Here is a 12,628-nt window from a genome sequence, read left to right as displayed (position 1 = left end):
GACTCATCACAACGACAACGCCTCAGCTCACCCCACCTGACTGCGCAACGTCTTCGCCGCCAGCACCATGTTGGTCAACGCGGGAATGACTTCGGCCCACTGGCGCGTCTTCAACCCACAGTCCGGATTGACCCAGAGACGCGCAGCAGGAATACGCTCGGCCGCTTTCTGCATCAACTGCACGATGTGCTCTTGAGTCGGGATGTTCGGTGAATGAATATCGTACACGCCCGGCCCAATTTCATTCGGATACCTGAAGTTGTCGAACGCGTCGAGCAGTTCCATATCCGAGCGCGAAGTCTCGATCGTGATGACATCCGCGTCCATATCGGCGATCGACGCGATGATGTCGTTGAATTCCGAATAGCACATATGCGTGTGGATCTGCGTTTCGTCCTGCACGCCATTGGCGGTGATCCGGAACGATTCGACGGCCCACCGCAGGTACTCGCCCCACTGTGCGCGACGTAGCGGAAGCCCTTCGCGCAGCGCGGCCTCATCGATCTGGATCACGCGCACGCCAGCCTTTTCGAGGTCGATCACTTCTTCGCGGATCGCTAGCGCCAGTTGGTAGCATGACACCGAACGCGGTTGATCGTCACGCACGAACGACCAGTTCAGGATCGTCACCGGGCCGGTGAGCATGCCCTTCATCGGCTTGCGGGTGAGCGATTGCGCGTAGGTGATCCAGTCGACCGTCATCGCCTTAGGGCGGCTGATATCGCCGAACAGGATAGGCGGCTTCACGCAGCGCGAACCATACGACTGCACCCAGCCAAACTGGCTGAACGCGTAGCCGTCCAGTTGTTCGCCGAAATATTCGACCATGTCGTTACGCTCGGCTTCGCCGTGCACCAGCACGTCGAGTTCCAGCGCTTCCTGCTCGCGGACGCTGCGCGCGATTTCCTTGCGCATCGCGGCCTGGTAGCCGGCTTCGTCCAGCGCGCCGCTCTTGAACTGGCTGCGCGCGAGGCGGATCTCGCCGGTCTGCGGGAACGAGCCGATCGTGGTGGTGGGGAACGCGGGCAGGTTCAGCAGCGCGGCCTGCTTCGGCGCACGTTCTGCATAGGCGTGCTGGCGATTGCCGAGCTTCGCGTCGATGCGGGCCAGCGCAGCCTTGACCGCCGGGTTGTTCACACGCGGCGAGTTGCGACGCGCGGCGATGGCGGCGGCGTTCGCTTCCAGTTCGGCGGCCACCTTGTCGCGGCCCTGGTTGAGCGCCGTTGCCAACACCTTCACTTCATCGAGCTTTTGCAGCGCGAAAGCAAGCCACGAGCGGATTTCAGCGTCGAGCTTTGCCTCGCTCGTTAGATCGACCGGCACGTGCAGCAGCGAGCATGAAGGCGCAATCCACAGACGCTCGCCCAGTTGCTGCGCGAGCGGCGCGAGCCATTCGAGCGCGGCATTCAGGTCCGTTTTCCAGATGTTGCGGCCGTTAATCGCGCCTACCGAAAGCACGCTGGTTGCAGGCAGCTTTTGCGCGGCCTGTGCGATTTCTTCGCGGGCGTTGATCGCATCGATATGCAAACCGTCGACCGGCAGCTTCACGGCGAGTTCGAGGTTCTCCTTGAGTTCGCCGAAATACGTCGCCAGCAGCAGCTTGACGCTTCGCTCCTCGAAGCCCTCATAGGCGCGCGTGAACGCTTCGCGCCAGGCCGGTTCGAGTTCGGTCACGAGAATTGGCTCGTCGATCTGCACCCATTCCACGCCCAGCGCATTGAAGTGGCTCAGCAGCGCGCGATACACGGCCATCAGGCGCGGCAGCAGCGCGAGCTTGTCTGAATCGTCTTTCGCCTTGCCCAGCCACAGATACGTGAGTGGCCCGACGATCACCGGCTTGGCCTTCACGCCCTGCGCCTGCGCTTCTTTCAGATGTTCCGAGAGGCGCGAGAAATCCAGACTGAACTGTGTGTCGGCGGTGAACTCCGGGACGATGTAGTGGTAGTTGGTATCGAACCACTTGGTCATCTCGCCCGCCGCGACGCCGCCGCAGCAGTCTGCGTGTTCTTCCGCGCCCGCCGCCGAGCGGCCACGCGCCACGCGGAAGTAGTTGTCCAGCTTGTCGCCGTGATAGCCCCGCACACGCTCCGGCAGATTGCCGAGCGTGAAGCTCATATCGAGCACCTGGTCGTAGAACGCAAAATCGCCCACGGGCGCCAGATCGAGTTCACGCTGGTTGTTCCAGTGGCGCGCGCGCAGTTCCGCACCCAGCGCCTTCAGCTCGTCGCGCGACGATTCGCCCTTCCAGTAGCGTTCGAGGCCGAACTTCAGTTCGCGTTTAGCGCCGATGCGCGGGAAGCCGAGATTGTGTGTCGTGACCATGTGCGCTGCCATCCTGTAGTCGTTGCGGGGGATAAATGCAGGGATGGCTCTGATCATAGAGGCGCTTGACCATGAATAAAAATGGTCTTATTTCATCGATCAATTATATTTTTTCATTCTTATTTTGACTGGGCGATGCGGCGCGAGACGCCGATGCGGGGCGCGCCTGGCTTGTCAGCCGCATTTTGTCGGGGTATCAAGCTAGTCCCTTCACTACGCTGATCATCATGCGCATTCTGGATATCGTCGATTATTCGCAGCCCGCCAAAGAGACCCTTGAATGGGAGCCGAAGCCCGAAGCCGTGATTTCCGGCGTGCCACGCCAGGCTGCGCATATGCACTTCACAAGCGCGTGCGGCCAGCTTTCGACAGGCATCTGGGAAAGTGAAACCGGAAAATGGATGGTGAATTTCACCGAAAACGAGTACTGCGAAATTCTCGAAGGCGTGTCGGTGCTGCGCGACGAAGACGGTGCTGAGCGCACCGTGCGCGCGGGCGATCGATTCCTCATTCCGGCGGGCTTCAAGGGCACATGGGAAGTGGTCGAGCGCTGCAAGAAAGTGTTTGTTTCGGTCGAATTCAGGGGCTGAAATCGGCGCGGCAGTCAAAAAGCCCTGCCGTCAGGTGCGCAAGGCTTTTTGTTGCTGCGAGAATTTCGCGCAATCTCACTCCACCGGAATCCACCCCGCCGTCGCGGCCGTGCTCACGCGAAATGCCGGAAACTTCGCGCCCAGTTCGGCGATGGTATGGATATCGTTCTTCACGAGATCGTCGCGCGTAACCAGCGTGGGCTTGACCGTGATGTGATGGTCGAGCGGCTGCCCCGCCACCTCCAGCGCCGCCGCGCGCACCGACACCGCGCCCACCACCGCAGGGTTGGTCGCCGCCGTCGCCACCCAGGCGCTGTTCGGCGCGCGAATCGCTTCGATATCAGCGGTGGAAATATCGGCGCTATAGATGCGCAGCTTGCCGGAGAGATTCGCCTCGCCCGCCGCCAGGCTTGCGCCCCGCGCGAACTCGTCGTAAGGCGCGATCACCACCCGGATATCCGGATGCGCGCGATACGCCGCCGACGCCTGGTTCGCCACCGACTGCGCGATCGGGTTGTCCACGGTGCCCCAGCGCGCCTGCTCACGCACCTTCGGATGCGCACTCTTGAAGGCTTGCCACACTGCATCGCGGCGATCGAGCGGCGCGAAACCCGCCACATACACATAGCCCGCTGAGAACGCATCGCCGTTATCCTTCACCGCCTGTTGCAGCAGCAGCGAGGCCAGATCGTGATCGCTCTGCTCGATCTGCGGCACGCGCGGATTGGCCAGGTCGACGTCGAAGGCCACCACCTTGATGCCTTTGTCGAGGGCCTGCTGCACCACGTCCTTGAGCGACTCGGGCAGTCCGTGGTTGACGATGATCGCGGAGACCCCCAGGTTAATCGCCTGCTGGATCTGGTCGCGCTGCTGCGCCGCGTCCTGACGGCCTTCATAGATGCGCAGATCGATGCCGAGCGCCTTGGCCTGTTTCTGCGCGCCCGCCTCATAGGCCTGGAAAAAATCGCCTTCGGACAGGTAGTTGACCAGCGCGATCTTCACGCCGCCCTTGTCGAACGGCGCGGGCGCGCCCTTGAGTGCGCCAGCGTGCGCCACGCCCGCACCCAGCAGCGCCGCCGAACAAAGCGTGAGCGTGCCGACTACGCGGGCAAGTGCTTGACGAGGCGACAATGCGTGCTTTGCTGCCTTCATGATTCCCCTCTCCATATCATCAGGATTGCCTGGTTATTTATCTGAAACCGTCGATTGCGCCGCGCTGAACTGGCGGGCGTTAAACCCGCACGTTGCCGCGATGTCCGATGCTGAATGTGAACGCCAGCGCGACCACCAGCAACGCGCCCTTGATGAAGTCCTGCAGGTAATACGGCGCGTTGAGCATGGTCAAACCGTTGAGCAGCACGCCCACGAAAACCGCGCCGATCACCGTGCCCGGCACGTTGGGCCGCTTCACGCCCCATACGGCGTAGCCCACCAGCGCAGCCGCCACCGCGTCGAGCAGCAACGAATGGCCCGCGCTAACATCGCCGCGGCCCACACGCGCAGCGATCAGCAGTCCGCCAAGCGAAGCAATCGCACCTGAGGCCACGTATGCCGCCACGCGATAGCGCGCAGCTGGCGCACCGGCCAGGCGCGCCGCCGTTTCGTTGCCGCCGATTGCGTAAATGACGCGGCCCCAGCGCGTGAACGCCATCACCGCCGAAACCAGCAGCGTCAACACCAGCAGGAAGAGCACCGGCGCTGGCACGACCTCGAACAGACGCGCGCGGCCGAGAGCGAGAAACGCGGCCGGAAACGTGCCGCTTGCCTCGCTGCCGTCGGGCAGGATCGTGCCGGTCGCGAGCGAGCGTCCCCCCGTGGGAATCAGTTGCAGGCCCGCGAGCAGGAACAGCGTGCCGAGCGTCGCGAGTTGATCGGGCACATGCAGGCGGGTAATCAGCACGCCGTTGAAGAGGCCCGCGGCAATGCCAAGGACCAGGCAAGCCGCAGCCGCCTCCCATGCGTTGCCATGCCAGACCACCAGCACGTAGCTGGCCGCCATCTGCGCGGTGGCGGCCACGCTGCCCACCGAAAGATCGAAGCCGCCTGCCGCCAGCGTGATCGTCACGCCAATGCCGAGCAGCGCCACGATCGACACGGCCTGCAGGATGCTGAACAGGTTCTCGACGCTCACGAAGGCCGGCTCGCGCACCGCGAACAGCACGCTCATGGCGGCGAGCACGGCCAGCAGGCTCAAGCGTTCGAGCCACGCGAGCGCGGCGCGGCGGCGCGAAGGCGTGACGGCGCGATCGCGAGCTGATGCTACTGATTGAGTAGAGGGCGCGGAGTCGTTGATGAGCGTTGGCGTGCCGGATTTCACGTTGGCAGTCTCAAGTTGAAGTAAGGGTGTTGGCGGCGCGCTCGACGGTGCCGCGATCGAAATGCACGATACGATCCGCCACCTCGTGCGCCTCTTCGAGATCGCTCACGAATACCAGCGTGGCGCGCCCGGCGGCGCGGCGGCGCAGGGTCGCGGCGATATCGGCGCGCGCCCCCGCATCGACGCCCTGAAACGGTTCGTCGAGCAGCAGCACGCGCGCCGGTTCGGCGTGCCAGCGCGCGAGCAGCACCTTCTGCTGGTTGCCGCCCGAGAGGCGCGCAACACGGTCGTCGGGGCCGGTACAGCGAATGCCGAAGGTATCGATGAATTCGCGCGCGACCTCGCGTTCTTTCGCGCGTGAAACGATGCCAGCAACGCCTGCGCGACTCCAGCGCGGCAGAAACGGAAAGCCGATAGTCCCCGAGATGGAGGCGAACGGCACGGCATCGGGAAAGAGCGAACTGCGCCAGCGGTCCTCGCCCGCCAGGAAGACGCCCGCGCGAATCGCCTCGCGCGGCGTGTGAGGGCGCCACGGCTCGCCGTAGAGCCGCATCGCGCCCGCGCTCGCGCGTGTCGCGCCGAAAATCACGCGCGCAAGGCGCGATTTGCCCGCGCCCACCGGTCCAACTACGGCGACGATTTCACCTTCGCGCACGTCGAGGTCAAACGGTTCGGAATGCGAATCGAGTTGCAGGCGCCGAAGTTCGAGCGCTGGTTTGGCATGCTGCGCGACCGGGCCCTTCGCGGCAGTCGTGTCAGGGAGACGTCGGCCGATCATCGTCTCCAGCGCGGCATCGAAATCGATGGGCGCATCCTGCGCGGCCACGATGCGCCCATCGCGCACCACCACCACCCGCGACGCGAGCCTGCGCAGATCGGCCAGGCGGTGCGAAACCAGCAGCACGGCCACGCCTTCGGCGCGCAGGTCGTCGATCAAGGTGTAGAGTCGCTCGGCTTCGGCGGCGGAAAGACTGGCGGTAGGCTCGTCGAGAATCAGCAGACGTGGGCGCGTGGCCAGCGCGCGCGCCAGCACCACCCGCTGCTGCGCCGCCAGCGACAACGTGCCGAGCGGTGCCCCGGGATCGACGCCGTCCAGCCCCACGCGCGCCGCCAGTTCACGCGCCCGCGCATGACGGCGCGCGCGCGGCGTCCAGATCGCGGCAAGGCCGCCGCAGAGTTCGTCGAGAAGCAGGTTGTCCGCGATCGACAGGTCGGGCACTACGACATCCGCGATGGACTGATGCACCGTCGCCACGCCCAGGCGCTTCGCGGCCAGCGGCGAGTCGGGCGCGTAGGCTTTCCCGTCGAGCGTCATCGCACCTTCGTCTGCGGGCTGCACGCCGCTCACGATTTTCACGAGCGTGGATTTGCCCGCCCCGTTCGCGCCCATCAGCGCGACCACTTCGCCCGCGCCAATCGACAGGTCCAGCCGCGAGAGCGCAATGGTCGCGCCAAAGCGCTTTGCGATCGCATGGGCGGTCAATACGGGGGCGGACATGGCGCAGCGACTCCAGGAGAACGATGGTGAATTGCCGTCCATCGTAGCGAGCCGCCCGCACGCGCCCAACGAAGCGATGCTCATATCCATGCGAGCGCTTTTGCTAAAGCGCGACATCACGCGTATTGCCAGGCGCTCCATATGGTTATGCGAAACGCTTGGTTCTGCTGCAAGCGGGCCATCCCTAGAATCGGACAATGGCCCCAACATCCGCACGACGATTTAGTCAGCGCTGCGAATGATCGGGCAATCGCACTTTTCCACTCTTTATCCGATCGACAGCATGCAACAGAGCAGACGCAGATTTATCCGCCAGATTTCCGCAACGGCGCTAGGCGCAGCCGCCCTTCCCTCGCTCGTGACCAACGCTCACGCCGCCGACTCGCGTACCCTGCGCATCGGCTACCAGAAGTTCAACACGCTCAATATCCTCAAAGGCACCGGCAATCTGGAGCGCGCTTTGCAGCCGCTCGGCTGGAACGTGCGCTGGGCGGAATTTGCGGCGGGACCACAGCTCACGGAAGCGCTCAATGCCGAAGCGCTCGACTTCGGCCATGCCGCCGATACGCCGTCCGCCTTCGCCAACGCGGCGGGCGTGAACGCGGTCTATCTGGGCGCGGAGCAGCCCTATCCCAAGGGCATCGGCATCTTCGTGGCGGCGGATTCGCCGATCCACTCGATCCGCGAACTGAAGGGCAAGAAAGTGGCGATCGGGCGCGGCTGGAACGTGCAATATCTGCTGGTGCGCGCGCTGCGCGAGGCGGGGCTCGAATACGGCGATATCCAGCCCGTCTATCTGACGAGCGCAGCCGATGTGAGCGCGACGTATCTCTCGGGCAATGTCGATGCGGCGGGACTGTGGGATCCGTTCCTCGCGGGCCAGCAACTGGCGACCGCGCCGCGCGTGCTGCGCGATGGCACGGGCCTGTCGAACAACCGCACGTTCCATCTGGCGCGGCCCGACTTCGTCAAACAGAATCCGCAGGTCATCCGCGTGCTGTTTCAGGAACTGGCCAAAGCGAATGCGTGGACCCAGAGCCATCCGCAGGAAACCGCGAATCTGCTCGCGCCACAGCTAGGCGTGCGTCCGGACGTGCTCAAGCTATCGACCGAGCGCCGCCACTATACGACCGTGGCCGTGACGCCGGATATCGTGAAGGAACAGCAGGATATCGTCGATACCTTCCACTCGCTGGGGCTGGTGAAAGAGCGCGTCGATGTGGCGCGCTTCGTGTATACCGAGATATTCGTTTAAACGGAGGAACGACCGCTTTAAAAGCGGTAATCGAGCGCGGCAAACGTCGTCAGCTCGCGGCGGCGTTCGGTAATCGGACTGCCGCCCGCGTAGTGCTCCAGACGACCGAGCGTGGCGTTGACGGAGCCCACCCAGTGCTTCGAAAAATCGTGCGTAGCGTAGAACGTCATGTGCACGTCGCGGATGCCGGAACCGGTGGCGTACTGCGGCAGCCCCGAAGCCGCACTCTGCGCCGACGAAATGCCAAACAAGGTGCGCGTGTACACGGCATTGGCCCACGTAAGGCCAGGTCCGACCGAAAAGAGCCAGCCCTTGAGCGGCAACGAAGCATAGAGATCGGCGCTCGCCGTCGTGCCCTGACCGTTGCCAGAAATGTCCTGATAGACCGCCACTGCGCCCGTGAAAGCCCAAACCGTGTAGTCGCCGAAAATGCGCAGCTTGGGGCCGTCGTCCACATTGCCGAGACCGCGCAGATGCGGATCGTCGGAGGCCGTGCGCGACTGGAAGTCAAAGCTCAGCGACGCGCCCAGGTGATAGTTCTCGTTGGTCAGCACGTTGATGCCGAGCACGTCCGGACCCTGCGAGAAAATGCGGTCGCGATACGAGATATCGAGCGCCGGGAACGGGTACACCTTCATATGGCGCGAGCCCGGGTATTGCGGCGCAAAGTACGCGCCGGGGCCAATCGCAATCTTCCAGGGCGATTCGTCGGGCGTCGTGGCGTTGCTCGACTGCGCTGTCGTTTCGTTCGTCGCGCCGGCATCGTCGGCCCAGCTCTGCTGCGCAAACGCCAGCACAGCGGCGCAGGTCAGCGTCTTTATCGTTGTGGACTGCTTCACGCCTTCTTCCTTCCCACTGCCGCCAGTTGACGCAGACGCCTTGCAAGCGCCTTCGACACCACCGGTTGATTCTGCGCGTCGCGCGCGCCGTGCGCCACTTCGCTTTCGCGCAGGAACAGCGTGGTCTCGCGCGCGACGATCTCGCGTTCGTTGTCCGAGGTAATCATGTGATACGAATCGTCGAGCCAAAGCGTGCGCAGGAAATTCGCACCGATATTGTCAATCACATAACGCGGATTGCGCGGGCTCGAGGTTTCGTCGTCGATCGCATGGATTACCAGCGTATCGTTTTCGATTGCCGCCACGTCCTTGCGCGCGGCGCGCGCGAGACGCAAGGCCTGATGCAGCGCCGGCAGTGAGATCGTCGAAGGCCCGACTTCGCTGAACGAGTTACGCTGCATGGCGCGCGCAATCTTCTTGCGCAGCGCTTCGTTGCGCACGCCGAACGGTTCCGACTCGCGATACCGATACGTGTGACGCATCGGCGTGTAGTAGGCCCAGTCCAGCAGAAAGCGATACCACGGAATCGCCCAGCCGTCGTAGGCCAGCGTGAGCGACAGCAGCACCAGCGATTGCGCGCTGGGCCGCTCGCGGATCAAGCGCATGGCGAGCGCGCCGCCAATCGACAACCCGCAGATCGACACGCGCTCATAGCGCGCGGCAAGCGCGTCGAATTCGCGCGCGGCGGACTCGACCCATTGCTCCATCGTCTGTTCGCTGGAGCCTGCGCTATAACCTTCGATCAGCGGGGCGCAGACCGTGAAGCCCTCGTTCTGCAGATAGCGCGCGAGGTAGCGCAGTTCAATCGGCGAACTCGACAGGCCGTGCAGCAGCAGCACCGCGTGGCCATCGCCTTCGCTGAAGATCCGTGCGGGGCGCACGGTCGGGGTCTCGCGCACGACCGGTTCCATCTCGACAGTCGCCACGTCAGGCCTCCGTGCTCAAAACGAGGAAGTCGCCTGCATGCGTGGTAAAGCGTTCGCATTGGCAGTTGGTCAGGCGGAATTCGCGATCGCCCGCGTTGCGGCGCAGGCGCACCCGGTGAGCACCCGGCCAGAGCGTATTGGTAAGGCGCTGGATGTCTTCGGGATGCACGGATTCGAACAGCGGCCCTGGCGCCACCTCGGTGGCGGCCGGCAGCGCTGCGGTGCTCTGCCCCACGCTGGCGCGCTGCGCGGCGTTGCGTTCCAGCGCCTTGATCAGAATGAAGCCTTCGTGATGCTGCGCGAGATGGCGCAGCAGGCGATGCGTTTCGTCTTCGGCGCGGCGCGCGAGCACGCGTTCGTTGTCGTGACGCAGCAGCATTTCATAGCGCGACTGCGCCACCGAGGCGATCAGTTGTGCGCGAAACTGCTCGCGGCGCAGTCGCTCGATCAGCGTGATCACGAGCAGCGTGACGAGCGGGTACGACACCAGCAGCACGGCGTCGTGGAAATCGAGCACGGAAACATCGGCGTAAGGCGGCACGAACAGATAATCGGCAATGCCGAGCCCAAGCACCATGACCGTCAACGCAGGAGCGAGACCGAAGTAGTACTCGACCAGCGAAGCGGCAATGCAGAACGCGGTGCCTGGCATCATCGGACCCAGCCACGGATGCAGGCCAATGCGCACGACGCTCGCAATGGCGAGCGCTGCGGCAGCGTAGCCCCAGCGGCGCGGACCCCGGGGCGCCCAGTGACGGGCGTTACGGACTTTCATGTTTATTCAGGGCCCCGTTCTTTTGCGGGCCGATGCGAGAAGTGCGAAGGGAGCGGCCAATGGCGCTCGCTTTGTAATCAGTGTAAGGAAGGACGGCGCAAGCTGGCTGGCCGATGGCTGGCGGGTGCGGTGAGATTCCTTCGAGGCTGCGTATATTACCACTGTTTACAAACCTACCTATTCATATGACGGATTAAATCTGACAGCACCTGACGTGCCGAACTACCGGACTTCAAAACAAACTCTAATGCGCATGACGTTCACATTACGTGAAGATGAATTAACGTAAGCTTAAGTGCGCCGAAAATCGATCAAAACCGATATTCCCAATGGTCAATCGACCATCCAGGACGCCATGCGTTCACAAGAATTGGGCAGCCGCCGCATTTGTCGCACCTTGGGGGCTGCGCAGAAATGCGGGCCAGATTTCGATCTGGGCTGCGGCATTACCACTGCGCGCGCGAGGAATTCGTTGCGCCGCAAGGTTTTGTAAGCGGAATCGAAGCAGGGATCGACGCCCGCATCTCGACAGGTGGCGTCATGTATACAGCAGCGCGCAATCGCGATCTGCGCACTGCCCGCGCGCCGTGCGGCCCGCATGGTACGCGTACTCGAACGCGCCGTCGAGACAGGGCGCGTTCGACCGCGAGCAAAATAGGAATTTTCTGAAAAACTCGCGCAATAAACAGAAAGCGCGCGGCTCATTATCGAGCCGCGCGCTTTCAATCTCCTTTTAAGCGGACACCGCCTACCGGTTCACGAGTTGCTTCGGCAACGCGAGCACCAGCAACGCGCCCATCGTCAGGCAGGCCGCGAGCGTATACACGCCAAGGTCCGTCGAATGCGTCCTGTCGATGATCCAGCCGATCACATAAGGGCTCACGAAACCGGCCAGATTGCCGACCGAGTTGACCACCGCCACGCCCGTCGCCGCTGCCGCGCCGGCGAGGATCGCCGTGGGCAGGCACCAGAACTGGCACAGCGTTGTCATCACGCCCATGGTGGCGATCGTCAGACCGATCATCGCCAATGTGACGTTGCCGCTACCCGCCGCCACGGCCACGACCCAGCCCACCGTGCCAATGACGCCCGGCACCGCGACGTGCCAGCGGCGCTCGCGCCGGGCGTCCGAGCTGCGGCCCACCACGATCATCGCAACGGCCGCTGCCGCATACGGCAACGTCGTCAACATTCCGATGGTGAGCGGGTCCTTCACGCCCGAACCCTTGATGAGCGTGGGCAACCAGAAGCCCACGCCGTAGAGCCCCATGATGAAGAACAGGTAGATGGCGCTCAGCACCCAGACCATCGGCCGCGTAAAGCCGTCCTTGAACGTGTGCGAGGTGGTGGCGCTGGCATCGGCGGCGATATTGGCGCTGAGCGTGCGCTTTTCGGCATCGGTGAGCCACTTCGCCTGCTCGATGCCCTTGTCGAGCTTGAGGATGACGACCACGCCCAGCACCAGCGAGGGAATCGCTTCGAGCAAAAACAGCCACTGCCAGCCCGACAGGCCGTTCGCGCCGCTCATCGAATGGAGAATCCAGCCTGAAAGCGGACCACCCAGCACGCCCGAAATCGGGATGCCCGTCATGAAGAGCGCGATGATCTTGCCGCGCCGCTCGGACGGAAACCAGTACGTGAGATACAGGATCACGCCGGGGAAAAGCCCTGCTTCGGCAAGGCCGAGCAGAAAGCGCAAGGTGTAGAACATGGTGGGCGTGCGCACGAACATCATGCAGCCCGATATGACCGCCCAGGTAATCATCACGCGCGCGATCCACAGGCGCGCACCCACTTTGTGCAGGATGATATTACTTGGCACTTCGAATAAAAAGTAACCGATAAAGAAAATTCCCGCACCCAGACCATAAACCGTTTCGCTGAAATGCAGCTCCTTGAGCATCTGCAATTTCGCAAAACCCACGTTCACGCGATCGAGATAGGCCGCGACATAGCAAAAGAACAGCAGCGGCACGAGCCGCCATGCCACCCTGGCGTAAAGCGCGGACTGGCTCCCGTCTACGTGGGTGTCGGCATGCGTCGCGGCGTACGCGGGTCTCGACGGATTCATGGTTGTCTCCAGATGTTTTGTGCTTTGGCTACTTC

General features: G+C 63.3%; 10 protein-coding genes. 2 read left to right on the top strand and 8 right to left on the bottom strand.

Going from position 1 to position 12,628, the window contains the following annotated elements:
• Positions 1 to 27: 27 nt before the first annotated feature.
• The gene (metE, locus tag F3J17_RS02980) at positions 28 to 2,322 is read right to left on the bottom strand and encodes a 5-methyltetrahydropteroyltriglutamate--homocysteine S-methyltransferase (protein WP_167053607.1); all 2,295 of its coding nucleotides are present in this window, start codon (positions 2,320 to 2,322) and stop codon (positions 28 to 30) included.
• Between the two features lie 227 nt (positions 2,323 to 2,549).
• Between metE and F3J17_RS02975 the strand changes: the two genes are divergently transcribed.
• Positions 2,550 to 2,912 (top strand): cupin domain-containing protein, encoded by a 363-nt coding sequence (locus F3J17_RS02975; RefSeq protein ID WP_167053605.1) that lies wholly within the window; start codon positions 2,550 to 2,552, stop codon positions 2,910 to 2,912.
• Between the two features lie 75 nt (positions 2,913 to 2,987).
• Here F3J17_RS02975 and F3J17_RS02970 read toward each other — a convergent pair whose 3' ends face one another.
• From F3J17_RS02970 to F3J17_RS02960, 3 genes are all read right to left on the bottom strand, one after another.
• Complete coding sequence (locus tag F3J17_RS02970) at positions 2,988 to 4,064, bottom strand: substrate-binding domain-containing protein (protein WP_167053603.1); 1,077 nt, start codon at positions 4,062 to 4,064, stop codon at positions 2,988 to 2,990.
• 79 nt (positions 4,065 to 4,143) lie between these two features.
• Complete coding sequence (locus F3J17_RS02965; protein ID WP_167054470.1) at positions 4,144 to 5,079, bottom strand: ABC transporter permease; 936 nt, start codon at positions 5,077 to 5,079, stop codon at positions 4,144 to 4,146.
• Positions 5,080 to 5,239: 160 nt separating this feature from the next.
• Positions 5,240 to 6,727: a sugar ABC transporter ATP-binding protein gene (locus tag F3J17_RS02960; RefSeq protein WP_167053601.1), complete on the bottom strand. Its 1,488-nt coding sequence runs from the start codon at positions 6,725 to 6,727 to the stop codon at positions 5,240 to 5,242.
• A gap of 283 nt (positions 6,728 to 7,010) precedes the next feature.
• Between F3J17_RS02960 and F3J17_RS02955 the strand changes: the two genes are divergently transcribed.
• Positions 7,011 to 7,982 (top strand): aliphatic sulfonate ABC transporter substrate-binding protein, encoded by a 972-nt coding sequence (locus F3J17_RS02955; RefSeq protein ID WP_167053599.1) that lies wholly within the window; start codon positions 7,011 to 7,013, stop codon positions 7,980 to 7,982.
• Positions 7,983 to 7,999: 17 nt separating this feature from the next.
• Here F3J17_RS02955 and F3J17_RS02950 read toward each other — a convergent pair whose 3' ends face one another.
• The 4 genes from F3J17_RS02950 to F3J17_RS02935 all read right to left on the bottom strand — a co-directional run bounded on the left by F3J17_RS02950 (position 8,000) and on the right by F3J17_RS02935 (position 12,593).
• The gene (locus F3J17_RS02950; protein WP_345891119.1) at positions 8,000 to 8,821 is read right to left on the bottom strand and encodes a MipA/OmpV family protein; all 822 of its coding nucleotides are present in this window, start codon (positions 8,819 to 8,821) and stop codon (positions 8,000 to 8,002) included.
• Positions 8,818 to 9,732, bottom strand: coding sequence for an alpha/beta fold hydrolase (locus F3J17_RS02945; RefSeq protein WP_167054466.1), 915 nt, complete (start codon positions 9,730 to 9,732; stop codon positions 8,818 to 8,820). The genes F3J17_RS02950 and F3J17_RS02945 overlap by 4 nt, the downstream gene beginning before the upstream one ends.
• A 16-nt stretch (positions 9,733 to 9,748) precedes the next feature.
• A complete protein-coding gene (locus F3J17_RS02940) occupies positions 9,749 to 10,522 on the bottom strand; it encodes a DUF4118 domain-containing protein (RefSeq protein ID WP_167053597.1) in 774 nt (257 codons plus the stop codon).
• Positions 10,523 to 11,270: 748 nt separating this feature from the next.
• Positions 11,271 to 12,593, bottom strand: coding sequence for an MFS transporter (locus F3J17_RS02935; RefSeq protein WP_167053595.1), 1,323 nt, complete (start codon positions 12,591 to 12,593; stop codon positions 11,271 to 11,273).
• Between the last annotated feature and the right edge of the window lie 35 nt (positions 12,594 to 12,628).

It is taken from the genome of Burkholderia sp. Ax-1719, from assembly GCF_011753055.1.
Taxonomy (GTDB): Bacteria; Pseudomonadota; Gammaproteobacteria; order Burkholderiales; family Burkholderiaceae; genus Paraburkholderia.
This window is presented reverse-complemented; position numbering and strand designations above follow the sequence as displayed.